The organism is Marinobacter sp. MBR-105, assembly GCF_053628895.1.
Window position 1 is genome coordinate 1 of record NZ_JBRJHG010000004.1, and the last position, 24690, is coordinate 24690.

The 24690-nt window shown below is 58.8% G+C and carries 19 protein-coding genes; 6 read left to right on the forward strand and 13 right to left on the reverse strand.

Annotation, left to right across the window (positions count from 1 at the left end; genetic code table 11):
• Positions 1 to 150: 150 nt before the first annotated feature.
• The 4 genes from ACSSVV_RS06010 to ACSSVV_RS06025 all read right to left on the reverse strand — a co-directional run bounded on the left by ACSSVV_RS06010 (position 151) and on the right by ACSSVV_RS06025 (position 6240).
• Positions 151 to 816, reverse strand: a complete 666-nt coding sequence (locus ACSSVV_RS06010) for a response regulator (protein WP_011785685.1) — start codon at positions 814 to 816, stop codon at positions 151 to 153.
• 39 nt (positions 817 to 855) lie between these two features.
• A complete protein-coding gene (acs, locus tag ACSSVV_RS06015) occupies positions 856 to 2805 on the reverse strand; it encodes an acetate--CoA ligase (RefSeq protein ID WP_023010872.1) in 1950 nt (649 codons plus the stop codon).
• A gap of 298 nt (positions 2806 to 3103) precedes the next feature.
• Complete coding sequence (locus ACSSVV_RS06020; RefSeq protein ID WP_023010873.1) at positions 3104 to 4645, reverse strand: fatty acyl-CoA reductase; 1542 nt, start codon at positions 4643 to 4645, stop codon at positions 3104 to 3106.
• Between the two features lie 269 nt (positions 4646 to 4914).
• Positions 4915 to 6240, reverse strand: coding sequence for a MinD/ParA family ATP-binding protein (locus ACSSVV_RS06025; RefSeq protein ID WP_023010874.1), 1326 nt, complete (start codon positions 6238 to 6240; stop codon positions 4915 to 4917).
• A 248-nt stretch (positions 6241 to 6488) separates the two neighbouring features.
• On the opposite strand from ACSSVV_RS06025, the gene ACSSVV_RS06030 reads away from it, so the two are divergent.
• From ACSSVV_RS06030 to ACSSVV_RS06045, 4 genes are all read left to right on the forward strand, one after another.
• Positions 6489 to 8456 (forward strand): HDOD domain-containing protein, encoded by a 1968-nt coding sequence (locus ACSSVV_RS06030; RefSeq protein ID WP_023010875.1) that lies wholly within the window; start codon positions 6489 to 6491, stop codon positions 8454 to 8456.
• Between the two features lie 24 nt (positions 8457 to 8480).
• Positions 8481 to 10658 (forward strand): putative bifunctional diguanylate cyclase/phosphodiesterase, encoded by a 2178-nt coding sequence (locus ACSSVV_RS06035; RefSeq protein ID WP_023010876.1) that lies wholly within the window; start codon positions 8481 to 8483, stop codon positions 10656 to 10658.
• 235 nt (positions 10659 to 10893) lie between these two features.
• Positions 10894 to 11547, forward strand: a complete 654-nt coding sequence (locus ACSSVV_RS06040) for a class I SAM-dependent methyltransferase (protein WP_011785691.1) — start codon at positions 10894 to 10896, stop codon at positions 11545 to 11547.
• Between the two features lie 44 nt (positions 11548 to 11591).
• The gene (locus ACSSVV_RS06045; protein WP_014420787.1) at positions 11592 to 12599 is read left to right on the forward strand and encodes a DUF2156 domain-containing protein; all 1008 of its coding nucleotides are present in this window, start codon (positions 11592 to 11594) and stop codon (positions 12597 to 12599) included.
• Here ACSSVV_RS06045 and murI read toward each other — a convergent pair.
• Together murI and nudC are read right to left on the reverse strand one after the other, a co-directional pair.
• Positions 12577 to 13422, reverse strand: a complete 846-nt coding sequence (gene murI, locus ACSSVV_RS06050) for a glutamate racemase (RefSeq protein WP_454105734.1) — start codon at positions 13420 to 13422, stop codon at positions 12577 to 12579. The two genes, ACSSVV_RS06045 and murI, sit on opposite strands and share 23 nt — an antisense overlap.
• A complete protein-coding gene (gene nudC / locus ACSSVV_RS06055; protein ID WP_454105735.1) occupies positions 13415 to 14251 on the reverse strand; it encodes an NAD(+) diphosphatase in 837 nt (278 codons plus the stop codon). The genes murI and nudC overlap by 8 nt, the downstream gene beginning before the upstream one ends.
• A gap of 140 nt (positions 14252 to 14391) precedes the next feature.
• Here nudC and plsB point away from each other — a divergent pair, with 140 nt between their 5' ends.
• The gene (plsB, locus tag ACSSVV_RS06060) at positions 14392 to 16863 is read left to right on the forward strand and encodes a glycerol-3-phosphate 1-O-acyltransferase PlsB (RefSeq protein WP_113879891.1); all 2472 of its coding nucleotides are present in this window, start codon (positions 14392 to 14394) and stop codon (positions 16861 to 16863) included.
• Positions 16864 to 16881: 18 nt separating this feature from the next.
• On the opposite strand, the gene ACSSVV_RS06065 is transcribed toward plsB, so the two are convergent.
• The 6 genes from ACSSVV_RS06065 to ppc form a co-directional block, all read right to left on the reverse strand.
• Entirely contained in the window at positions 16882 to 17718 is an 837-nt protein-coding gene (locus ACSSVV_RS06065) for a class I SAM-dependent methyltransferase (protein WP_113879890.1), read from the reverse strand.
• The gene (locus ACSSVV_RS06070; protein ID WP_113879889.1) at positions 17718 to 18107 is read right to left on the reverse strand and encodes a UDP pyrophosphate phosphatase; all 390 of its coding nucleotides are present in this window, start codon (positions 18105 to 18107) and stop codon (positions 17718 to 17720) included. The genes ACSSVV_RS06065 and ACSSVV_RS06070 overlap by 1 nt, the downstream gene beginning before the upstream one ends.
• A gap of 87 nt (positions 18108 to 18194) precedes the next feature.
• On the reverse strand, positions 18195 to 18896 hold the full coding sequence (tsaB, locus tag ACSSVV_RS06075) for a tRNA (adenosine(37)-N6)-threonylcarbamoyltransferase complex dimerization subunit type 1 TsaB (RefSeq protein ID WP_454105736.1): 702 nt from the start codon (positions 18894 to 18896) through the stop codon (positions 18195 to 18197).
• A 33-nt stretch (positions 18897 to 18929) separates the two neighbouring features.
• A complete protein-coding gene (gene adk / locus ACSSVV_RS06080; protein ID WP_011785699.1) occupies positions 18930 to 19583 on the reverse strand; it encodes an adenylate kinase in 654 nt (217 codons plus the stop codon).
• 226 nt (positions 19584 to 19809) lie between these two features.
• Positions 19810 to 21180 carry an HDOD domain-containing protein gene (locus ACSSVV_RS06085; RefSeq protein WP_023010884.1) on the reverse strand — a complete coding sequence of 457 codons (1371 nt, stop codon included), beginning with the start codon at positions 21178 to 21180 and terminating at the stop codon, positions 19810 to 19812.
• A gap of 61 nt (positions 21181 to 21241) precedes the next feature.
• Complete coding sequence (ppc, locus tag ACSSVV_RS06090) at positions 21242 to 23887, reverse strand: phosphoenolpyruvate carboxylase (RefSeq protein ID WP_023007930.1); 2646 nt, start codon at positions 23885 to 23887, stop codon at positions 21242 to 21244.
• Positions 23888 to 23989: 102 nt separating this feature from the next.
• Here ppc and ACSSVV_RS06095 point away from each other — a divergent pair, with 102 nt between their 5' ends.
• Entirely contained in the window at positions 23990 to 24226 is a 237-nt protein-coding gene (locus ACSSVV_RS06095; protein WP_011785702.1) for a hypothetical protein, read from the forward strand.
• 69 nt (positions 24227 to 24295) lie between these two features.
• Here ACSSVV_RS06095 and ACSSVV_RS06100 read toward each other — a convergent pair whose 3' ends face one another.
• A complete protein-coding gene (locus ACSSVV_RS06100) occupies positions 24296 to 24640 on the reverse strand; it encodes a hypothetical protein (RefSeq protein WP_011785703.1) in 345 nt (114 codons plus the stop codon).
• Between the last annotated feature and the right edge of the window lie 50 nt (positions 24641 to 24690).

Consider the following 24690-nt stretch of genomic DNA (forward strand, 5'->3'; position numbering starts at 1 on the left):
CGGGCGTGCAGGGGACTTTCACCCCCAAGTCATCCCGAGGCACCACCCTCGGGAACAGCGCCAGTCAGGCGCTGCGCGCCATGCCTGGCGCACAAACAAAAACGGGAGCCCAAAGGCTCCCGTTTTGAAACAAACTGAAAAGCTAAAGCCTCAACTCCCCGAAAGCGACTGCTCCGAAGGATCCAGCTCCATCTGCTGAATGGCAATCACCGCCTGAGTCCGGTTACGAACCCCAAGCTTGCGGAACACCGCCGTGATGTGAGCTTTGATCGTCGCCTCCGAAACATCCAGATCGTAAGCGATCTGCTTGTTCAGAAGCCCCTCGGCCAGCATCCCCAACACCCGGAACTGCTGCGGTGTCAGCGACGCCAGACGCTCAGAGAAATCCGTGGTCTCAGCCTGCATCCGCTCAATCTTGTCGGCGACACCCTCCGGCAGCCAGACATCCCCCTCCAGCACCGCCTGTATCGCCTCGGTAATGGTCGGCAAAGGTGCCGATTTGGGAATAAAGCCGGAAGCACCGTAATCAATCGAACGGCGCATCACCTGCAGATCCTCTGAACCGGACACAACCACCACAGGCAAACCCGGATACTGGCCTCGCATGAACACCAGACCGGAAAAGCCATGGGCACCCGGCATGTTCAGATCCAGCAGGATCAGGTCCGCATCCGGGTGCGACTCTACCGCCGCCTGCAGCGCCTTGATGCTGTCGACCTCCACCGTCTCGGCATCCGGCACCGCCTGATTGACCGCCTGTTTCAATGCTGCCCGAAACAGCGGGTGATCATCAGCGACGATAATTGTTTGTGTCATTCAACAGATTCCTCACAGGTTAGTGCCAGCAGCGGGGCGTTACTTGAACGCCCGGCTGCTGATCAGCTCATCCACTACGCCCGGATCAGCCAGAGTGGACGTATCTCCAAGCTGATCGTGCTCGTTAGCGGCAATTTTACGCAAAATCCTGCGCATAATCTTGCCAGACCGGGTCTTGGGCAGTCCAGGTGCCCACTGAATCACATCCGGCGAGGCAATCGGGCCAATTTCTTTACGCACCCACTGTACCAGCTCTTTCTTGAGCTCGTCGCTGGGCTCCTCGCCCTGCACCAGGGTTACGTAAACGTAGATGCCCTGCCCCTTGATGTCGTGCGGGTAACCTACCACGGCAGCTTCGGCCACCTTGTCGTGGGCAACCAGTGCACTCTCAACTTCCGCAGTACCCAGACGGTGACCGGAGACGTTCAGAACGTCATCCACCCGGCCGGTAATCCAGTAGTAACCGTCCTCATCCCGACGGGCACCGTCACCGGTAAAGTACATGCCCTTATAGGTGCTGAAGTAGGTCTGAATGAAACGCTCGTGATCACCGTAGATGGTGCGCATCTGGCCCGGCCAGCTGTCGAGAATCACCAGGTTGCCTTCGGTCTTGCCTTCCAGGATGTTGCCTTCGTTATCAACCAATGCCGGCTGAACGCCGAAGAACGGCAGCGTCGCGGAACCCGGCTTCAGGTCCACCGCGCCAGGCAGCGGAGAAATCAGGATGCCGCCGGTTTCAGTCTGCCACCAGGTATCTACGATCGGGCACTTGCTGTTACCGATTACGCGGTGATACCACTCCCAGGCTTCCGGGTTGATTGGCTCACCCACAGAGCCCAGCAGTTTCAGGCTGCTACGGGTGGTGCCGTCCATGCAGGACTCACCCTGCGCCATCAATGCGCGGATAGCGGTCGGTGCAGTATACAGGATGTTGACCTTGTGCTTGTCGACCACCTGCCCCATGCGGGAACTGTCCGGATAGTTGGGCACCCCCTCGAACAGCAGAGTGATGGCACCGTTTGCCAGCGGACCATAGAGAATGTAGCTGTGGCCGGTTACCCAACCGAAGTCAGCGGTACACCAGTAAACATCACCATCGTGATAGTCGAACACGTACTGATGGGTCATGGAGGCATAGACCATGTAACCACCGGTAGTGTGCAGAACGCCTTTCGGCGCACCGGTAGAGCCAGAGGTGTACAGCATGAACAGCGGGTCTTCCGCATTCATCGGCTCTGGCTGGCATTCAGCCGAGGCATTCTTCATCAGGTCTTCGTAACGCAGATCGCGGCCTTCGGTCCAGGGCACCTGATCGTTACCGGTGCGAGACACCACGATCACCTTGTCGACCTTGGCGTCGTCCTCATGCTTGAGGGCGGAATCCACGTTCTTCTTCAGCGGGATGGCACGGCCACCACGCAGACCTTCATCTGCGGTAATCACGAAACGGGATTTGCCGTTCACAATCCGTGCGGCCAGAGCTTCCGGAGAGAAGCCACCAAACACCACAGAGTGGATCGCACCAATACGTGCGCAGGCCAGCATGGCAACGGCAGTTTCAACAATCATGGGCATGTAGATGGTAACCACATCACCCTTCTTGACGCCCTGATCCTTGAGCACGTTGGCAAACTTACAGGTCTCTTCGTAGAGCTCCCGGTAGGTGACATTCCGGGATACCGAGGGATCGTCCCCCTCAAAGATGATCGCGGTCTGATCGCCACGTTGTTCCAGGTGGCGATCCAGGCAGTTGGCCGAGGCGTTCAGGACACCGTCCTCGAACCATTTGATAGACAGGTTGTTGTAATCGTAGGTACTGTTCTTGACCTTGGTGAACGGCTTGATCCAGTCGATACGCTTGCCATGCTCGCCCCAGAAGGTATTCGGGTCCTCCACGGACTGGCGATACATTTCCTCATATTGCGATTTGCTGACCAGTGCGCGCTCGGCGACCTCCGGACTTACCGGATATACCTGCTTGTCAGTCATTGTGCTCCCCCTTGATCTGAGTCTGTTGTCATTGTCGGTTTTTAAATTCAGGGTGGTCGGGCGTTTTTCGCCCGCAAGACAGATGCCTGTAGTTCAACATGTGTGCCACCGCACAATGAATTAGACTAACGTCCTAAGATGCCCGGCAATTAGGGGCAACCTGCTCAGAAATGCAGCGATAACGGCAGGGACGGGCCACTACCAGGTAATACTCTCAAGGATAGTTTGCCCGCAGGAAATGGCCAAAACAGAAGGAAGAAACCGGGGCAGAAGCGCTTTCCTGCCCCGGCGACGTTTTTCAGGCTGCTTTTTTACGCTGGCGCGCGGTTTTCAGGCTGTACACCTTTCGTTCTTTCAGGGCATAGCGATTGAGCCCGGCCAGGTGAATCTTGCGCAGGTAGAGTTCCCAGTCAATGAGGCGGGCATCCACCGGGAACAGCCCTTTATCGACATCACCCATCCGGTTCGCCAGAGCCATCAGCTCATCGTTGCGGAAGATATAATCCGGCGCGGTGTAGAAACCAAAAATGGTTGCCAGCGACTGGGTGGTATCCAGGTTCCTGAGCATTTTCAGGTCCCGGGAATTTCCCAGTAATTTGAGCACACGGTCCGTCAGGGAGAGCGGTAAGCGAACACCACTGATCACCAAATCAAACAGCGCCCGGTTAACCGCCAGAAACGGCTTGCTGGGCTGCCGGTAGAACAGGTGATCGTAGGCAGCGTAATTGGCTTTTGATTCCGCCATGAGATGGTCGATGAACTCACCCAGAGAGATTGGATTGCCGCCCCCGCTGCAACACTGATAAATGCGGCGCCGACCGGGTTCTCCAAGAGCTTCCGCCAGGGAAAGAATGATGGAGTTGGCCACCAGGTCCACTGGAATCACATCGATGATGCCGGAGCGTTTGCCCGGGAACAGGGTCACTTTTTCCCGTGCGTAAGCCAGAATGATGGCATCTGCCACCTTCACCCCCTCAATCCAGCCGGGCGCCGGCTCCTCCAGGGCACTTTCGATAATCGAAGGACGCAGAATGGTCAGGGTGCGCCCGTTTAACGCCTTCATCAGCAACTGTTCGCCCAGCCACTTGGTAAAGGTGTAGGTATCGCTCCAGCCATAGCGGTTGGCTTCCCGAATCCCCAGGTCCACCAACTTCTTCTCCAGCACCTTGCCGGAATAACGGGCCTGAACGTCTTCAATTTTATCCTGCAGCAGGCGAACGAGCTCTTCTATCTCGTAGAAGCCGTCCGGGGAACGCGGCACGGCCTCGCCTGCCGGCTTGATCACCGATTCGGTGACCTGCCCCGAGTTCATGCCATTGACATAGCAGGTGGAGACCTGCAAGACCGCAAGCTTCGGGTTCAAATCCACCAGGCCGGCAATATTCCGAAGGCACAGGGTGTTGATGGCCAGAGCCTTGTCGAGCTCTTCACGGAAATTCACGCTCGCGGCGGAGTTGATCACCGCATCCAGTTCGGTGGCGAGTTTGCGATAGTCTTCCTGCCCTATCCCGAAACCCGCTTCGGTCACCTCACCGGTCACGCAGTGAATGCGCTCTTCCAGAAAGGCGTCAAATGCCTCTGAATCGGCCTCGCGAAGACGGTCAAACACCGAGGACGTGGCAATTTCTTCCAGGAAACGGGAACGAGCATCCGGGTGCCGTTTATTGCCCCGGATCAGCAGGTAAATAGCGCCGATATCAGGCACCGCCCGAATCAGCTTTTCGAGGACCACCTTGCCCAGAAAGCCGGTGGTACCGGTGATCAGAACCCGCTTGCCGCGTAGCTGTCCGAGCACCTTTGATGATGAAGTGTCAGCGTGATGTACCTGCTGTATTGCCATGATAGAACTCCTTCTCTGAGATCACTAAAGCCGATCTGACGCCGGCCAGTACTGTGCGGGCGGGGCACATCCCTTTCCCCGTCGTCACTGATTCCCTGTTGCAACCGCCTGTCAGAGTGCCTGCATATTGCGGGCCACGAGCCACGATATCGGTCAATTCTCACACAACGAACGTGACAGCACGGTGACAGACTGCAAAATTACGACACAAAAAACGCTAATAAAATGACAATTAAAAAGGCACATGGATCGCCCCGGAAACGGCTGCCTCAGGAGCCTGTTCGGTCTTTGCCCGCCAGCGCCCGCAACAGGTCGTCCAGTGAGACATTGGCCGGTTTTTCCCGCAGGGCGCGTACCAGTTGCTCCTGCTCGCCAAAACTGACCCGGTCATACAGAGGCCCCTCAAGGCTGTGATGAACCGCCTGAGAGGGGGGCTGGTCACTCGGCGGTGGCGACAACTCATCTGACAAATGCCGCAAATGACGAGCAAGACTGGCGCGATCGCGAGTCGGCAGCTTATCCCAGTTCATGGCGGCGAGACTGGTCTGAATGATCTCCACCGTGTCGGCATCGGGACTGCGCCCCAACAGTGCAAACAGCCGGGTAAATGCTTCATATCTGAGCATGACATCGTCGGGTACCGATATCATGGCCTTTTCTAATTGTGCGATCAGATCCAGACAATGCTGCCGGCTGCTTTTATCCGCCCCACTGTTCCGACCATTACCTGCGTCCGCCTCAGTGGCGCGTTTGGCGGCCCGGTACCAATAAGCGGCGATCCCCGCCTTTCTTGGGGGCAGTCGGCCAACATGAACGTTCAGCATCTCGGCCAGGGAGTGAAACTGACGACAGGAGGGGTCCGAAGCCGGCAGCACCGTCACCGGCATCTGGTCCAGCACTGACTGACGCAGAGTTTCATCACGCCAGAGCCCGCCCAGATAATGCAGCGACCATTGCAGATGGCGCTGACAGGCACCATTAAAACGCTGAAACACAGAGCGCGCCTGACTGGCCCCCTGCGCCATATTAACGATCACTGCCGGAGTCCGGCGGTAGCCGCGGCGTTTGAGTACCTTCATCAGAGAAAAAGCGTCGGTTAGTGAGGCCGGATCAGGCGTGACAACCAGACAGGCCAGTTCGGCAGCAGCAATCATATGCAAGCCCACCGACTGTAAACCCGACGCCGTATCAATAATAACGGTGTCGTAGCGGTTCTCAAGCTCATGCAGGGCCCGCAGAACGGCCAGACCGCCCTGCTCCGACATCTCCATACAGCTCTGCACACCGGATGCACCGGGGATCAGATCCAGCCCGCCGTATGTGGTCATGATAATATCCTGCATGGCGCATCGCCCCGCCACCACATCGGCAAGCGTGCGCTGAGGGTAGGCACCTACCATAATGCTGACGTTGGCAAGGTCGGTATCGCCATCCAGCAGAAGCACCTTCTGACCCTGCTCGGACAGGGCAATGGCCAGGTTCAGCGCCACCGTGGTCTTGCCAACACCGCCCTTTCCGCCCGTAATGGCGATGGTTCGGGTCTGGCGCGATTTTTGCGCTGGGTTCTGGCTTTGTGTCTGCTTGGGGACTTCCATTAAAAACAGCCTGGACGCTTAAACTTGTCACTATAAGCGACATTTTAACCTGTAAAAAGGGTACACATATCACAGACCGGATGATAGATTGCTTAAAAAAGCACCAATAAGTATTTAATAGAGACGGATTATTGTCTAAGCTCAGGGACCAACAAGAAGAATGAACACCCTGTCATATTATTTCAATACAGAACAGGGAAGCTTGCGCACGGCCATTAGCGGACCGCGCAGGACCAAAGGGGCGTGCCATGACTACAGCGACGGATATTGCGTCAGATCTACAGCTGCCGAGCCTTCCAGAGGTTATCCTGCGCGCTCTGGACGCCTGCCATTCCGGTCAAAGCTATCGCGAAATCAGTCGTATCGTTTCTGCCGACACCGCCCTCGTTACCCGGTTACTCGCCCTCACCAGTTCCGCGCTATACCATCGGGGAGCTCCCAGCCATTCTGTTGAACAGGCCTTGTTGAGACTGGGGACCCGAAAATTCCAGACGCTGCTACTGACGTCCGCCCTGCGACAGCTGATGTGTGAACTTGGAGGCGATGAGTGGCAACAACTGAGGGACTTCTGGCGGCACTCCCTGACCACCGCACTGACGGCCAAGACGCTGGCTACGCTGACCCGCTACCCGGAACCGGAAGAGGCCTTTCTTCTGGGGATGATGCATAACATTGGCGAGCTCATTGCGATCAAAACACCCTGCCCCGAACGCAAGCAACAGATACTGAACCAGCAGAACGACATCGCCGCCGGGCTGGTGTCCTCCTGGGGGCTGGGCACAATGGCTGTCGATGCCATGCGCTATCAACAGGCCTTGCCCGGACAACTGAGGGATGCCGGGCACCTGGTCAAGGTGGTCAGTCTCTCTACCCGGCTAGCTCTGTCTGATGCCGTAGGCGTAGGGGCAGCGGCCACCATCTTCGGGTTGCAGGAAGATCTTACCCTTGAGATCAACAAGAAGATCGGCGAAGAGGTTGCCAGCGTGGCTGCCTCCCTCGGTATCCCTCTGGATACTGATTACGATGCCCGCGAGGCCAGACGTCAGCTGAACCAGCGGCTGCTGGAACACACCATGGTGCGAACCGCGCTGGCGTTGCCAGCCTCTGGCCCGGAAAACCTCTCCACACTGGTGTCGGAAGCCGCCAGCAGCCTGGCACTGATCACCGGTCTGCCCGTGCTCTGCTTTAGCCGGGAGGGTGAGGATCTTACGCTACGTTCAGGCACCTGCCGGCAACTGCCGGAGATGTCCGTTAATCCAGCCTACGGCGACAGCGCGCTAACCACTGCTCTGAGAACCGGCACCACCACAACCATGGATCAGACCGAACCCACCGTGCTTGATCAACAGCTGTGCTCCTTGCTGGCCGCACCCTCACTACTGGCGCTCCCGGTTGCAACCGGGGACAGTGTGTTCGTGATTGGCATCGACGACCAGACAGTGGCGGGTGCGCGCAACCTCGGAGAGTTGTTCACCCGGGAACTCTCAGCGGTTCTCGAGCTGTCATCTGCCGATCGCCTTGGCTCGGACCAGCAAATGGTGAACGATCGTCTGCGCCGACAGGTACACGAGGTCAGTAACCCGCTCACCATTATCCGCCAGTACCTGTTCCAGCTGCGCAGCCGGCTCCAGGATCCAGATGTTCAGGATGAGCTGAACATCATTCAGGAAGAACTCGAGCGTGCCGGCAACCTGTTGTTGCAGATCAGCCAGCACGCAGCCGAAGCAACAGGCTCCGACACCGATCTGAACGAAGAACTGACCGGTCTGGGCAGAATCCTTCGGGATAGCCTGTTCCATGACGATCACCGGGAGCTTCACCTGCACCTCTGCAAAGCGGACACTCAAGTACAGGCAGCCCCCTCTGCGGTCCGCCAGATCGTCCTTAATCTGGTCAGAAACGCAGTTGAGGGCTTTGGAGAGCGGCCCGGAACCGTCACGCTGAAAACCACGGCACCCCTGTTTCAGAACCGGCGACGCTGGGTTGAGTTACAGGTCACCGATAACGGTCCCGGCATTCCGGAGCCATTGCAACGCCGACTGTTTGAACCGGTCAACAGCACCAAGGGAGATGGCCATAGCGGCCTGGGGCTGAGCATTGTTAAACAACTGATTGATGACATGGAGGGCATCATTGCTTGCCACACCGGACAGGAGGGCACGGCCTTCCGGATACTGCTGCCGGCGGCAAGTCATAACGATAACGACACCGACTGACGACGAAACCACGGACACACAGCCATGGCAAGCGAACAGACCACAGAGTCCTCCAGCCTTTCACGACGCCCCAGTATCCTGGTGGCAGACGACGAGCCACGCCTGCTCAAAACCCTGGCCGACCTCCTCCGGAGCCGGGGTTTTGAGGTGTCAGAAGCCCACGGTGGGCGACAGGCCTGTGAACAGCTTCACCGGCAAGCCTATGATCTGGCCCTGCTGGATCTGAACATGCCAGAGCTGGACGGTTTCCAGGTAATGGCGGAAACCGGCCGGCTGCAGCCGGATTGCGGTGTCATTGTGGTCAGCGGAGAGTCGTCTTTCAGCACCGTCAGTCGGGCCCTGCGCCGGGGCGCACTGGATTACATCCGTAAACCCTTTGACCCGGAAGAATTGCTGGCAACTGTAGAAGGGGTTCTGGGCAAGCAGTCGCTTATTCGCGCCCATGAGATGGTTCAGTCCCGGCTGGAGAAATCCGAGGCTCTGCACCGCTATATCGTCAACAGCTCGCCGGACATCGTGTTCATGCTCGATGAAACCGGGCATATCTGCTTCATCAACAACAAGGTCGAAAGCCTGCTCGGCTATCAGCCCTCAGAGCTCTGCGGGCAGCATTTCCGCCACATACTGGATGACCGGGACGTGGCCCGTGGCACCTATGCTCTGCAGGGCCCCAACATCTCTGCCGACAATCCCCGGGTGCTGGAGGTCCGCCTGAAAACCCGGGGTAGCCGCAAGGCCACCCGTCATTTCGAGATCACCGCCTTCCCGGTAGACCCACAAACCTGGCCCCAGACCGGCAAGACCCAGGGCGGCTGCACCGGCCAGCCAGCGCGTTATTATGGCATCGCCCGCGATGTCACCGAGCGCAAGGAGGCCGAGGCCTTCATCAATTTCCAGGCTTACCACGACCTGCTGACCCGGCTGCCGAATCGGGCTCTGTTCAAAGACCGGCTGGAACTGGCCATCACCCATGCACGACGCAGCCAGCAGAAACTTGCCGTGATGTTTCTGGACCTGGACCGCTTCAAGGTGGTTAACGACACGCTCGGACACGCCATGGGAGATCGCCTGTTGCAGGCGGTCACGCATCGACTGGAAAAGTGCCTGCGCCGGGGAGACACCCTGTCCCGCTTCGGGGGCGATGAATTCACCCTGTTATTGCCGAGCATTCACGGCAACGACGACGCAAGGAACATTGCCCGTAAACTGATCAACGCTCTGAAAGCGCCGTTCCAGCTGGGAGACCACGAGGTCTTTGTGGGGGTCAGTATCGGGATTTCAGTATTCCCCGAAGCCGGCGAGACCATGGATCTGCTGATACAGAACGCCGATATCGCCATGTACCATGTGAAAGCGCGGGGTAAAGATGGCTATCGCTTCTATTCCGACAGCATGAGCATCAACACCGCCAACCGGCTGAGCCTGGAACGGGATCTTCGCCTGGCACTGGAACGCAACGAGCTCCGGGTGTTTTACCAGCCTCAGGTATGCTCCCGTTCCAACCGGGTGGTGGGCCTGGAGGCCCTGGTGCGCTGGCAGCACCCTGAACGGGGACTGCTCTACCCCGGGGATTTCCTGCCCCTGGCAGAAGAAACCCGGCTGGTTGGCAAACTCAGTGAACAGGTTATCGATCAGGCCTGCCGCGACGTGGGCCGCTGGATCAGTAGCGGGCATTCCGACCTGCGCCTGGCGGTGAACCTCTCCCCCAGCCAGGTGGAGCACCCCAGATTCGTCGAAACCCTGATGAACCGGGTGGCCGCCCACAACTTCCCGGCCGATAACCTGGAAATCGAAATCACAGAAAATGTGATCATGAATGATCTTGAACAGATCAGCCGCAAGCTCAAGGAGCTGGCCGCCACCGGCGTGCGCATCGCCATCGACGATTTCGGTACCGGCTATTCCTCGCTCAATTACCTGCACCGTCTACCGATTCACACTCTGAAGGTGGACCAGTCCTTTGTTAAAGCCATACGCAGTGGCGAAGACGGAGCCTGCATCGTCAACGCCATTATCGCCATGGCTCACGGCCTGAAACTCGAGATTGTGGCCGAAGGTGTGGAAACCGACGACCAACTTGCGTACCTGAAAAGCCTCGGCTGTCACCAGGTTCAGGGCTTCTTCTACGGCCCCGCCCGACCCGCCGCCGACATTACACGGTTGCTGGCCAAAGATGGGCCGGCCTTCGCACATACCGGCTAAAACGATTATCGATTGTCTGACACTCTGAACCAAAACATTGACCCGGTTTGCAAAGTGTATCCTTACGTTACTTTGTGTATCCGGAAATGCGCAGTACTGCACATCTTTCAACCTACCCCTTCTCTAAGCTCGGTTTATCAGTAACCGATCACCGGAATGTCCGACAGGCTGTCGGAGCAACAATCACAATAACGGTGGCGGACAACCAGGGAACAAGAAGAAGGCAGCAGTCATCATGCGCGACAAGTACAAGTATATTGGCCCCGTCTACGATTTTCTCAGCAATCTCTACAGCGGCAAGAACATCCATCGCTGCAAGACCGCCATGCTGGATGTGGAAACGGTAAAACCCGGAGACCGCATTCTCTTTGCCGGTGTCGGCCACGGCCGGGACGCTATCCGGGCCGCAGAGCTGGGCGCCGAGGTAACCGTGGTCGATCTGTCCGAGACCATGCTGCGCAAATTCGCCGATGCCCAGCATAAAGAAGCGCCTCATCTGACCATACGCCGCATCCACAGCGACATCATGAAGGTGGATGAGTTCGAGCAATATGACATGGTGGTCGCCAACTTTTTCCTGAACGTGTTTGACGAAGACATGATGGTGAAGGTGCTCGAGCACCTGATTCGCCTGGGCAAGGCCGATGCCAGAGTGGTTGTCGGCGACTTCTGCTACCCGACGGGTAACATCCTGTCCCGCATGTTCAAGAAACTCTACTGGTACATGGCGGTGTTCATTTTCTGGCTGTTTGCCAACAACGCCTTCCACAAGATCTACAACTACCCCGAGCACATGCAGCGCCTGGGCCTGCAGGTAACCGAGAAGAAGCACTTCAAGCTTCTGAACATGGACTGCTACTGGTCCATCCTCGGCCGAAAACAGGCCTGAACCGCTGACACCAAAAACAACAACAGGTTATCGGGAGCGTCATCATGTCAGACCAGATTCTTGCACTGGACCGTACCCAGGGACTCACCGACGGACAGTTTACGTTTTCAGAGCGGGTGAACTACCTCAAGCAGTTCGGCGTGCACTCACAATCCTTCTCGACTCTGCAGCCGGGGATGCAGTACTTCGATGTTGAAGGGATGGGCTACGTGGCCTACATGCGTAAATGGGGCGGCACCTTTGTGCTGTCAGACCCGGTTTGCGCACCCGAGAACTTCCCGGTGATTCTGGAGCGCTTCCACCAGAAGTTCCCGAATGCCTGCTACATCCAGGTCTCCAAACCGGTGGTGGATTTCCTGCATCTACGCTTCGGGCTCTACGGCACCCAGTTTGGCAGCGAATCCCGCATCGACCTGCGCAAATGGTCCCTCAGCGGCAAGAAAAAGCAGATTCTGAGAACCGCCCTGAACCAGGCCGAAAAGAACGGGATCACGGTGAAAGAGCGTTTCAGTGATGACCACACGCGGGAAATATCGGAAGCGTGGATTCGCACCCGAAAATGCAAGAGCAACGAAATCCGTTTCCTGATTCGCCCAATGGAAATGGATTATCGGGAAAACGAACGCCATTTCTACGCCTATCAGGATGGCAAGGCCGTCGGCTTTATCTACTTCGACCCGATCTATCGCAACAACGAAATTATCAGTTATGTGCCCAACATCTCCCGCGCCAACGCGGATTTCCGTCAGGGTATCTTCTATACCCTGATGGCCCACGCCATGGATGTGTTCAAGGCCGAGGGTGTGCCATTTCTGGACCTGGGCCTGATTCCCCTGTCCCTGGACAAGGCCACGGAACACCAGGAAAGCCGACTGCTCAAGAAGATGCTCCACGGCATCTATGAGAAAGGAAACTTCCTGTACAACTTCAAGGGGCTGGAGTTCACCAAATCACGTTTCCGCGGCGATGGCTTCAAGACCTACTGCTGCCACAAGCGGGCGATCCCGGCTCTGGAATTCCTCGCCATGTTCAAACTGACCCGGTTACTGTAACGCCGGGCCAGTGGCTGGCCACCCCCCCCACCGGGATGCCCATTTCCGACATGAACGGGCCCAGGTCTTCCGGCGCATCACCGGAAAAGCAGGCACTGATCACCACCGGCCCGGAGTGGTCCGGTGGCGTCTGCGCACCGGCCAACTGCCCCGCCTGATCAAGCCACCAGGCCACGCGGCGAGCAATCGCCTCGCCAGACTCCACCCAGTGCATCACCTCCGGTAACGCCTTGCGCAACCAGGGCAACAGTAACGGGTAATGGGTGCAACCCAGAACCACCGTGTCGACACCGGCCGTCCGCAGAGGCACCATGGCCTCATCCACCTCCACCTGATCCGGCGCAGAGCCGCCGACCAATTCCTCTGCCCAGCGCACCAGAGCCGGATGACCAAGGCGGACCACCTCGCAATCCCGGGCAAACTCCTGAATCAGATCATCCAGATACGGGCGTTTGACGGTCGCCGGTGTCGCCAAAAGGCCTATGCGGCGATTGGTGGAACAGGCCGCCGCCGGTTTGACAGCCGGCACCACCCCCACCACCGGCACATCAATGGCGGCCCTGAGCTCGGGCAAGACAACGGTACTGGCGGTATTGCAGGCCACCACCACCACATCACAGGGGAATCGGGCCAGACACCGCCGTATAAGCGTGCAACAGCGCTCTATCACCACCTGTTCGGGCTTGTCGCCATAGGGAAAGCCGGCATTATCCGCCAGGTAAACAAGCTCCGCACCGGGCAACGTCTGGTGGATACAGGCGGCGACACTCAGGCCACCGACCCCGGAGTCAAACACCAGCACCCTCGGGCGACGGTCAATCATGGTGGTTACCACCATTGCCGGCAGTAATCTCTGCTTTCAGGGCGTTGATTAATCGCCCTGCTATGGTGGTTTCCGGCGGAACCGGAGGATGTTCATCCACGGTAAACCAGCCGGCATCCGCCAGCTCATCTTCCTGCAACCGCAATTCACCACTCTCGTAGTCGGCAAAAAAGCCTAGCATCAATTGGTGAGGAAATGGCCAGGGCTGCGAGCCCTGGTAGCGGATATTGGTCACCGCCAAACCGGTTTCCTCCATCACCTCCCGGGCTACCGCCTGCTCCAGATTCTCGCCCGGCTCGACAAAACCGGCGATCAGACTGTAGAAGTTACGGGTAACCCGCGCGGATTTTGCCAGCAGGAGGCGGTCGTCCCGGCGAATGACGGTAATGATGCAAGGGGCAATGCGCGGGTACCAGGGGATGCCGCACCGGTTGCACCAGCGTGCCCGTTCGCGCGGATGGGATCCGGTTTTCTCTCCACAGCGGCCGCAGTAACGATGGTCCTGCCACCACTGCCAGACCTGATAACCGGTGCTGAGCAGATCCGCCGGCGCCTCGGGCGTGAGCAGCATGGCCTCACGCAGGGACAGCGTCTGCATGCCCGGCACACCCGTGTCCGGCAGCATGGTGACATACAGAGGGCGGCCCTCCCAGGTGCCCAGGGACAGCGCCTCCGGACGGCTTCCACCCATTTCCGGGCCACCCCAGCGAAGGAACCAGCCATCCGCCGGCTTCAGAATACTGCTGCCCGTGAACGCCAGCAGCAGATCACCCTGCTCCGGCGAGGCCTCATTCCACCCGGGTACCCACTGTGCCTTGTCGTCTGCCATGCCCTGCCTTTCCTGCTGCCTGAATACCAGTCCCGAAATGTACCACATCACATTCATCACCAAGAATTGGTGCACGACTTTCCGCTACCGCCCCAACCCGTTAAACTTGGCGCCTGTTTCCAGGACCGGAGTAACCGTTTATGCGACTTTATCAGGGCATTCGCAGCCTGATCCTGTCTCTTTTCCGAAAGATCCTGTTTTTATGGGTCAGGACTGATGTCAGTGGCAATACCCTGGAAGCCCTCGGGCTGGACCCGGACAAACCCGTCTGTTACGTGCTCCAGTACAGCTCACTTTCGAGCCGGCTGGTGCTGGAGCAGGAAGTCATCCGGGCCCGGTTACCGGGCGCCACAGATACCTTGCCGGTCAAGAACGGGCCCTCGCATTCGTTTTTCTTCCTTTACAAACGCATTGGCGGCCTGTTTCGGGGCGGCCGGCACAAGCCGGTGCCTACCCGGGAATTTACTGATCTGGTCCACTTCGGGCTGGAACATCCGGATCAGGACGTCCAGATTGTGCCCGTCTCGCTGTTCTGGGGTCGCTCACCCGACAAGGAAAAGTCCCTGGTCAAGCTGCTGCTCTCAGACACCTGGTCAGTCGCGGGCCGCCTGCAGAAATTTCTGATTATTCTGGTGCATGGCCGCAACACCTACGTGCAGTTCAACCAACCGCTGTCACTCAGGCAGGTGGTGGACGAGTATCGCGACAACGAACAGAAGGCCAACCGCAAGCTGGCGCGAATTCTGCGAACCCACTTCCGTCGTGTACGCCAGGCGGTGCTGGGGCCGGATTTGTCGCATCGACGCACCCTGGTGGAGGGGCTGGTACGCACCCAGGCGGTCAAGGAAGCCATCCGTGAGACTGCAGCGAAGGACGACATCCCCCCGGAGAAGGTCCGCGCCAAGGCCTACAAATACGCAGACGAGATCGCCGCCAGCATGTCGATTGTGACTATTCGCTTCCTGGAGCTGGTATTGGCCTGGCTCTGGAACCGGATCTACAACGGCATTGCCATTCACAACATTGGGGTAGCCAAGGAAGCGGCACAGGACAACGCTGTGGTCTACGTACCCTGCCACCGCTCCCACATCGATTACCTGCTGCTGTCCTATGTGCTCTACAAAAACGGCCTGATGCCGCCCCACATTGCGGCAGGCATCAACCTGAACATGCCCATCGTGGGGCCAATCCTGCGCCGTGGCGGCGCGTTTTTCATGCGCCGCAGCTTCAAGGACAACCCGCTCTATGCCACCGTGTTCAACGAGTACATGCATGTGATGTTCACCCGGGGCTACTCGGTGGAGTATTTCGTCGAGGGTGGCCGCTCCCGGACCGGCCGCATGCTGCCGCCACGCCCGGGCATGCTGTCGATGACCGTGCGCAGCTTCCTGCGGGATCACCGCAAGCCCATTGTTTTTGTGCCGGTGTACATCGGCTACGAGAAGGTCATGGAAGGGCGCTCCTACCTCGGCGAGCTGCGCGGGAAAAAGAAACAGAAAGAAAGCATTTTCGGTCTCGCCAAGACCGCTCGCAAACTGACCAACTCGTTTGGTCGCGTTGCCGTCAACTTCGGTGATCCAATCCACCTGGACAAGGTGCTGGACGATGTTCACGAAAGCTGGCGCCACGAAGCCTATGACGCCGAGTATCGCCCGTCCTGGCTGAACCAGGCCGTTGATAATCTGTCCCAGCGTGTGGCCAGCAACATCAACGCCTCGGTGGCCGTGAACCCGATTGGCATGACGGCCACCGTTCTGCTGGGCACTGAGCGGCTGGCGATGGATGAGGGCCAGCTGATCCGCCTGCTGGACAAGTATGCTGACCTGCTCCGCGCCTATCCCTATGCCGAAACCATTACCCTGCCCGAAGGCAGCGGCCGGGACTGGATTGCCTATTGCGAGAACATGGGGCTGATTACCCGTCAGCCCCAGAAACTGGGCGACATTATTGCCCTGGAGGGCTCGAACGCCATCCTGATGACTTACTACCGCAACAACATCCAGCATCTGTTTGCTCTACCAGCGCTCATTGCCAGCCTGTTCGAGAACAAGGCCAGCCTGAGCCGGGAAAAAATCGTTTTCCTCACCAGCGTCGCCTATCCCTACCTGCAGTCAGAGCTGTTCCTGCAGTATGATCAGGAACAGGTAGACGCGGTGATCAACCAATGGATTGATGTACTGGTGGACCAGGGCCTGCTGATCAGGCTTGAGGATAAGCGGCTGGGACGGCCCGAGGAAGGTACCGAAGCGATGCTGCGGTCGCGGATTCTGTCCCGCTTCATCATCCAGACCCTGGAACGCTATCACATCACCCTGGGCATACTCAGAAAATATGGCTCCGGCAACCTGACGGCAGCAGAGCTGGAAGAACAGAGCACATTGCTGGCGGAACGGATGTCGATTCTGTTCGGCCTGAACGCACCGGAGTTCTTTGACAAGACCCTGTTCCGGAACTTCATCGCCAATATGCAGAAAAACGGCGTTCTCACAACCGATGAAGACGGCCGGCTGTGCTATGGCGAGGGTCTGGATGAAGTGGCGGAAGACGCCCGTCTGGTTCTGAGCGTGGAGAAACGCCAGGCGATCCAGCAGGTCACCATGCTCGACGCCTGACAGATCGCTGCGGCACTGTCAGGCCGGCAGCGCCCGGATCGGATAGATGTCGTAGCGACTGCTTTTACCCTCAACCCGAGCAGCCGGCTCCGGTCCGGCGATCGCGGGTGCCTTGCGGGGGCGTTTGACCACCACCCGATAGCGGACACAGCCGAGCGCGGCCTCCAGTAGCTGGCTGGCGTCGTCATCATCACCCACCACCTGCCGGAACACCTGCATCTCCTTCTTGACCAGCGCAGACTTGTCCCGATGCGGAAACATCGGGTCCAGATAGACCACATCGACGGCTTCGGGTCCTGCCTGGTTCATCCAGTCCAGTGAGTTGCCAGAGTGCAGCGTCATTCGCGCCACAATCGGTGCACAAGCCTCATTCAGGCTAGCCCGGTACAGGCCATCGGCCAACAGGGCATGAATGATCGGGTTACGCTCGAACAGTGTCATCTGGCACCCCAGGGAGGCCAGTACAAAGGCGTCCTGGCCGAGGCCGGCGGTGGCATCAAGCACCTGCAACGGAGCGCGGGTTTTCTGCATACCCACGGCGCGCGCCACCAACTGGCCAGCGCCACCACCGTGCTCGCGCCGGTAGCCCATCTTGCCACTGACGAATTCCGCCCTGACCGGCCCGGGCGCACCTTTACCGGTTTGCTGCAACGCCAGCCCATGCTCGTCCATGAACAATAGAAGACCGTAGTTGCGAACCTGTTTGGGGGCGACCACGCCCAGCCAGTCAAGCCCCAGCTCGGTGGCCAGCGCACGGGCTACGCCCGGTTCAGCCAAGGGGCTATGAGCAACGGCCAGGATGTGACGGAGAGACGAGGAATCCGGAAGCTCGGTGTGAGAGGAAGACGACGGCATCAGACCAGAATATCAATTCCGCTCAGCACGCTGCCGCTCTCAAATTCCTGCCCGGCAGCGGCAACGCCGGCAAAAGCCGACAGCGCGCGGGCGGCGGGAAGCGGTACTTCGTCTGCGCGGAAGCGTTCAAGCCGGGCATCTTCTGCCGCGCGTCGGGCTTCGACACGCCGGCTGTCCAGTTCCGGCCCGGTACCACCGGGTTGTGCCGGATTGCCTGGGGCCGTGTCCTGATCCTGACGGGCGATATTGAGCTGGTTGCGAACATCACCCGTGGCAAGTGCCTGGGGGTCCGCCGCCGGAGTGCGGGAAACATCCGTGCGTTCCCGGGCCGGGGCGTTATTACCCGCCTGGTACAACGAAGGATTTGAGGGATTGATGCCGCCAATCATAACGCACCACCGGGGTAAGGATTCAGAGTCGTCATCGCATTATGGAGGATCTGGTGCAGAATGCAAAGACGGCGGTTGGAGCGGGGCTCACTCCCTTCCGGGCAACTTTTTCCAGGCCACTTCGTCCCGGATATACACCGGTTGTGCCTGCTCTGCTGGCACCGCCAACCCGTTCGCCATACCCTGTTCGCCCAGCTTCGCCACCTGGGCCGCTGCCGGCAACAACGTATCGTCAATGGCTGAGAGGCGTTCAACGAGCTCACCGGGCATCTGCTCTTTCAGGGTCCAGCCCTGACCGGCGCCGTACCAGTTGCCACTGAGATCCGTTGGCAGAGTCACCGCATCAGGCGGGCAGACCCGCTCCTCGCTCAGCAACACTGGAAGCCCCGCCTGACAGCGGAACACGCCCCAGTAAACCTCCCCCATGCGGGCGTCAAAGGCCACCGCAATGCAGTCGCCCTCCTGCAGAGCGTGAGTCTCGATTGCCGCGAGCGCCACCGCCGCCAGGGACGACACTGGAACCACGGGGATATCCAGGCCCCAGGCCAATCCCTGCACTACACCGGTTGCAATCCGCAGACCGGTGAAAGAGCCTGGGCCCCGGGCGAACGCCAGCGCATCGAGATCGATTGGGGACAGGCCCTGCTCCGCGCACAATTCGCGAACCATGGGCATTAACAGGCGAGTGTGGCCCCGTGGGGCCACCTCGAATCGCTCGGTCACCCGGCCATCCAGCCAGAGTGCCGCGGAACAGCCCTCGGATGAGGTATCCAGTGCCAGAAGTTTCACAGATTCACGCCTCCGGGGCTGAGCCGGTTTCGATCACTTCAGTTGGGACAGAATCTGATCGCGAATGCTGTCGAGGCTGCCAACGCCTTCAACGCGCACATACCTGGGCGCATCGGCCGGGGCTTTCTCTGCCCAGCTCTGGTAGAAGCCCACCAGCGGCGCTGTCTGCTCATGATAGATTTTGAGGCGCTTGCGAACGGTCTCCTCCTTGTCGTCTTCACGCTGGATCAGCGCTTCGCCGGTCTCATCATCTTTGCCTTCTACCTTGGGCGGATCGTATTTAACGTGGTAGATGCGGCCACTGCCCTCGTGTACACGACGGCCAGACAGGCGGCTGACGATTTCTTCGTCTTCAACCGAGATTTCGACCACGTAGTCGATGGCGATACCCTGGTCTTTCAGGGCCTCAGCCTGGGGAATGGTGCGCGGGAAGCCATCCAGCAGGAAGCCGTTCTTGCAATCTGGCTGCTGGATACGCTCTTCAATCAGGGCAATGATGATGTCATCAGACACCAGGCCACCAGACGCCATAACCTCTTTAACCTGCAGGCCCAGCTCGGATTCGGCTTTGACCGCAGCGCGGAGCATATCACCCGTGGAAATCTGGGGGATCTCGAAACGCTCGGTAATAAACTGGGCCTGGGTGCCCTTACCTGCGCCTGGCGCGCCTAACATAATGATTCGCATAACGTTGTGCTCCCATTGCTTTATATTATCGTTTGAAAAGTTATGGCAAAGACCTCTGCCTTTGCGACAACCTCTCGAAGGCTCCGGACCGTGTATCCGGCGCACACGCACAAAAACGAGGCAGCATTATACGAACTCACACCCGGCAGAGAAAGTCGACCTCCGTATCATTGTCCGAATGCTGGGCTGTCAGCTGCCTCAACGGCCGGTGCAGGGCTGGGAATAATCAGGAAGCGAGGGAAGACGCCAGCACGTCCAGATCGGAAGCCACCTGGTCCATGTCGCTCTGAACCCGCTCCAGCACATCCGCCCGGAGCCCAAGGCTCTCAACCAGTGCCGGCAGGTCGTCAGGATTGAGTTCGTCACCGATACCACGCTCCTTGAGCATGGCATTGGCCAGCTGCACCATCTGGACATATTCCTCGTGCTCGCCATGGAATCCGATGTGCTGGTGCATGCCGGCGGCTTTGATCACAGCTTCCGGCAACTGCCACAGCCGGTGCAGAATACCGCCAATGGCACCATGACCAACAGCCAGAATATCCTGGCGCTCACTGTGGCCAAACACTTCCTGCTCGAGCGAGTGCATGCTTGCCTCCGGGTTGATTTCCCGCAGAGCATTGAGCTCTTCAAACTCCGCTGGAAACAGATGGCCCACCAGCAGCAGGCCGAAGTTGTGCAGCAATCCGCACAGATAGGCGAGCCCTTTGTCGCGGCCGGAATAGGCGGCGAGGTTCTGGCACAGGAACGCGCAATAAAGCGAGTGGCGCCAGAAATTATCCATGCCGAGCATGCCTCCGCGGGGCACATCAAACGCCCGCACCGAGGCAATACCCAGGGCAATGTGGGCAACCCGGTCAAAACCGAGGACCCGGGTGACCGCTTCCTGTACAGAGTTTATCTGGCCGGGGTAGTTGAACAGCGCTGATCGGGCATAGCGCATGATCTGCGCCGTCATACTGGGGTCGAATTCGATCAACTCGGCCAGCTCTTTGGCCGTCGCTTCAGTATTGGCGGTCAGCCGCAGGATTCGTAATGCCAGGGCCGGCATTGGCGGCAGCCGATAAAGCTTTTGCAGTTTGTCTGCCACGTCTTCCAGAGTCAGGGCTTCGCGATCTTCCACGCCCTGACCACGAATAACCAGATGTCCCTGCCGGGCGCCAGCCTGGGCCAGACGGAAGGCCCGGCCGTCCATTTCAACCAGGCTGTGGTCCGTGCCGCCGGAGAAGATCACACTTTCGGCTGTCACTACATCTTCATCCACCAGAACCGGCAGCTCCCAGGCGGCTCCGATCGGAGGTACAAATCCGGCGTCACAGTCCCCGAACAACCGGGAAGTCTGGCGCGCCGTCAGCGGCTGCAGGCGCCGACCGGTGAACTGGTGCACAGCATCCATATCAAGCGTGCTGTCAAAACGGTGTACCACCATAACCACCCCATTGATATCGATCAGCAGGGTCGCCTTGATAAAGTCATGCTGGGGTTTACCCGAAGCAAGCACCGCCGCGTCCAGATTGGCGACGGGCTCCGTTTCCAGTGGCTGGTAGGTAATGCCCTTGCGGGCCAGAAAACGCGAAAGCCTCTCCGACAATGCCAACGGGGGTAACTCCTTAAAGCAAATGGGCCGGGGCTGTCCGGCCCCGGCCTTATTATGCACCTTAACCGGTATTTCGCATACCGGCAGAAATTCCGGCCATAGTCACCTTCAGCGCCCTCTCGACCATTTCCGGCACCTTTCCTGCCCCCTCGCTTTCCCGGTCACGCCTGAGCAATTCTGCCTGCAGATAGTGCAGCGGATCAGTGTAGGGATTCCGGACTTTCATTGAATGGGCAAACACCGGCTCCTGCTCCAGCAGAGTCTGTTGCTGTTTGAGCTCCAGCAGACGCTCAATGCAGCCCTGCAAACGCTGCCTCAGGCTCTGGCCAAGCGCCAGCAAGCGCTCGTCCTCAACCAGGGTCTGCTCGTAATAGCTGGCAATACGCAAATCTGCCTTGGCGAGGACCATTTCCAGCATATCCACGTAGGTGCGGAAGAACGGCCAGCCCTGCATCATCTCCCGCAGCTCGGGCAGGCGGTCCGCCTGGGCCGCCTCTTCGAGGGCAACATCACTGCCCAGCCAGCTGGGCAGCATCAACCGCATCTGGGTCCAGGCAAAAATCCACGGAATGGCTCTCAGGCTTTCAACGCCCCCTGTGGCCTTGCGCCGGGCCGGCCGGCTGCCAAGGGCTAGTTTACCCAGAGCCGTTTCCGGTGTGACCTGGCGGAAGTAAGGCACAAAATCGGGATTCTCACGGACCACCTCACGGTAGGACCGCAGCGAACGCTCGGTCAGCCAGTCCATCACCTCGCGCCACTCATCCTTTGGCACAGGTGGTGGCGCCAGGGTCGCCTCAATCACCGCGGTGGTGTAGAGGGTCAGACTCTGCACCGCCAGCCTCGGCAGACCAAATTTAAAGCGGATCATCTCGCCCTGCTCGGTAATCCGGAAGCTGCCGTTCACCGAGCCCGGCGGCTGGGACAGAATCGCCCGATTCGCCGGACCACCGCCCCGGCCCACGGTGCCGCCGCGGCCATGAAACAGAGTCAGATGCACTCCATATCGATTGGCCACTTCGGTCAGCTTCTCCTGGGCCTGGTACTGGGCCCAGGCCGCCATCAACTGGCCGGCATCTTTGGAGGAGTCTGAATAGCCGATCATGACTTCCTGGCGTCCGCTGCAGTATTCCCGATACCAGTCCACCTCGTACAGGGCCGCCATACTGTCGGGTGCCCCCTTGAGATCATCCAACGTTTCGAACAGCGGTACGACGCGCATGGGGAACGCCATCCCCGCTTCCCGCAGCAGCAAAATCACGTTTAAAACATCCGAGGGCTTGCTGGCCATGGAAATCACATAGGAACCCAGGGCTTCCGGTGTCTGGCCAGCGACCACCTCGCAGGTTGCCAGCACCTCGCGCACCGGCTCGGAGGGTTGCCAATTCCGGGGCACCAGGGGGCGCCGCCCTTTCAGTTCCTTGACCAGAAACGCCTGGCGCTCCTGTTCCGACCAGGACAGATAGTCACCCAACCCCAGGTAGTTCACCATCTCTGCTACCGCCTCGGCGTGGCGTGAGGCCTCCTGGCGGATATCCAGTCGGATCAGTGGCAGTCCGAAGGTATGAGCCCGGCGAATGGTATCCAGCAGCGGACCATTGGCAATGGCTTCCAGCCCGCACTCCATCAGGGAGCGATAGCACAATTCCAACGGCCCGGTGAGATCCTCATTCTCGAACAGAATGCCCGAATCGTCTGCCGGCTCGCCCTTGACGCTGGCTTCGGCCCAGTCCCGGGTCTTGATCAGGCGCTCCCTCAATTGGGCCAGCACCTGGCGATACGGCTCCCGGGAATCTCCTACCTCGGCCCGCAATTCATCGCTTGCCTGCCACATGGAAAGCTCTGCTCTCAGCGCCTGGATATCGCGCAGATAGAGATCTGCGGCCATCCAGCGACCGAGCAGGAACACTTCCCGGGTCACTTCGTGGGTGACATTGGGGTTGCCATCCCGGTCTCCCCCCATCCACGAAGCAATACGGATCGGCGACACCTGCAACGGAAGCCCCTGACCGGTCGCCTCCGACAACGAGGTATCCAGGCTACGGAGAAATTTCGGCAGCGCCTGCCAGAGACTGTTCTCGATAACGGCGAAGCCCCACTTGGCCTCGTCCACGGCGGTCGGCCTTTCATGCCGAATCTCGTCGGTATGCCAGGCCTCGGCAATCAACAGCGACAACCGGTCAACGATTTCCTCCCGTTCACCGGGCATCAGGTCGTCATGATCCAGCCTCGACAGGCAATCGGACATTTCATCGTACTTGAGGATCAATGTACGCCGGGCCACTTCGGTGGGGTGCGCGGTGAGCACAAACTCTATGCGTAAATCTGCAACCTTCCGATGCAACTCTTGCGGGTCTATCCCCCCGGACTTCAGCCGATCAAACACGTCCCCCAGGGATTCCACCATCAGATCTGACGGATGCCCCTGCTTGCGACGAATTCCATGGTACTGCTCAGCCAGGTTGGCAAGGTTGAGAAACTGGTTAAAGGCTCGGGTCACCGGCAGCAGCTCATCATCGCTGAGCTGGCCCAGGAGTTTCACCAGGCGTTGTCCGGAACCACTTTCCTGGCGCCGGTCAGCCTTGGCGGCGGCGCGGATTTCTTCAATGCGGTCGTAGCAGTCCTGTCCGGGGAATCGGAGTATGCTCTGGCCAAGCAGATCGCCCAGCAAACGTACGTTTTCTCGAAGATCCGGGTGCAGTTCGGTCACGGCAGGTTCCTTCTGAATTGACGGAAACAATCTAAACTTACGATACTAGGGAGCAACGCAGAAAGTCTATTGACGATTCAACCACTTCGCTCAGGAGCTGACATGAAAGTGACCGAACTGCCCCAGCATTGGGAAAAGGAAAAACAGGCCCAGGAGCGCAGCCATGAATACAACCTGCGCCTGCCTCTGGAAGATGCCGCACGGATTGCGGCCCTGGCGGAACTCTACCCGGACCGGAGCGAAAGTGAGATCCTGAACGACATGATTGCCGCCGCTCTGGACGACCTGATCAGCCAGGGCCCGCTGAAAGATCGATTGGCAGAACAGAAGAAGTCGTAATACAAACAACAACGCCGGGCTAAGCCCGGCGTTGTTGTTACAAAATATGGCAATGGGTGTTGGCAACCGTCAGGCAACCGACTCCAACTGGCGGGCCTTGAGGCGCTTGATGTGTTTCTGGCTCAGGGCAACGAATTGCGGTGTCAGGCCTTTGTCCTCATAGATTTCAAAGCCATCCTCGTCGTAAGCCACAACCTTCTCACCCTGAACGTAGGGGAAACTGGTTTCCAGCTCGTCGAGAGCCGCGGAGATCAGATCCCGCATCAGATCCTGAGTGGACTTCATCGGATACAGTGCCGCAAGCTTCTGCAAACGGTCATGATGCTGGTCAGCCAAAGACAGATAGGCGGCATCCCGGGTCAGTCTTCCACGGCCGTGTTTATCCCAGTGCTTGACCAGATCTTTGATCTTCATGGTGCCTTCACTCCTGCATCTTGTTTGATGGCACAACGCACTTTTTCAGT

Bases quoted from the DNA above. Each gene is read 5' to 3' on its own strand.
- ACSSVV_RS06010 (WP_011785685.1), bottom strand. From the start codon at position 816: ATGACACAAACAATTATCGTCGCTGATGATCACCCGCTGTTTCGGGCA.
- acs (WP_023010872.1), bottom strand. From the start codon at position 2,805: ATGACTGACAAGCAGGTATATCCGGTAAGTCCGGAGGTCGCCGAGCGC.
- ACSSVV_RS06020 (WP_023010873.1), bottom strand. From the start codon at position 4,645: ATGGCAATACAGCAGGTACATCACGCTGACACTTCATCATCAAAGGTG.
- ACSSVV_RS06025 (WP_023010874.1), bottom strand. From the start codon at position 6,240: ATGGAAGTCCCCAAGCAGACACAAAGCCAGAACCCAGCGCAAAAATCG.
- ACSSVV_RS06030 (WP_023010875.1), top strand. From the start codon at position 6,489: ATGACTACAGCGACGGATATTGCGTCAGATCTACAGCTGCCGAGCCTT.
- ACSSVV_RS06035 (WP_023010876.1), top strand. From the start codon at position 8,481: ATGGCAAGCGAACAGACCACAGAGTCCTCCAGCCTTTCACGACGCCCC.
- ACSSVV_RS06040 (WP_011785691.1), top strand. From the start codon at position 10,894: ATGCGCGACAAGTACAAGTATATTGGCCCCGTCTACGATTTTCTCAGC.
- ACSSVV_RS06045 (WP_014420787.1), top strand. From the start codon at position 11,592: ATGTCAGACCAGATTCTTGCACTGGACCGTACCCAGGGACTCACCGAC.
- murI (WP_454105734.1), bottom strand. From the start codon at position 13,422: ATGATTGACCGTCGCCCGAGGGTGCTGGTGTTTGACTCCGGGGTCGGT.
- nudC (WP_454105735.1), bottom strand. From the start codon at position 14,251: ATGGCAGACGACAAGGCACAGTGGGTACCCGGGTGGAATGAGGCCTCG.
- plsB (WP_113879891.1), top strand. From the start codon at position 14,392: ATGCGACTTTATCAGGGCATTCGCAGCCTGATCCTGTCTCTTTTCCGA.
- ACSSVV_RS06065 (WP_113879890.1), bottom strand. From the start codon at position 17,718: ATGCCGTCGTCTTCCTCTCACACCGAGCTTCCGGATTCCTCGTCTCTC.
- ACSSVV_RS06070 (WP_113879889.1), bottom strand. From the start codon at position 18,107: ATGATTGGCGGCATCAATCCCTCAAATCCTTCGTTGTACCAGGCGGGT.
- adk (WP_011785699.1), bottom strand. From the start codon at position 19,583: ATGCGAATCATTATGTTAGGCGCGCCAGGCGCAGGTAAGGGCACCCAG.
- ACSSVV_RS06095 (WP_011785702.1), top strand. From the start codon at position 23,990: ATGAAAGTGACCGAACTGCCCCAGCATTGGGAAAAGGAAAAACAGGCC.
- ACSSVV_RS06100 (WP_011785703.1), bottom strand. From the start codon at position 24,640: ATGAAGATCAAAGATCTGGTCAAGCACTGGGATAAACACGGCCGTGGA.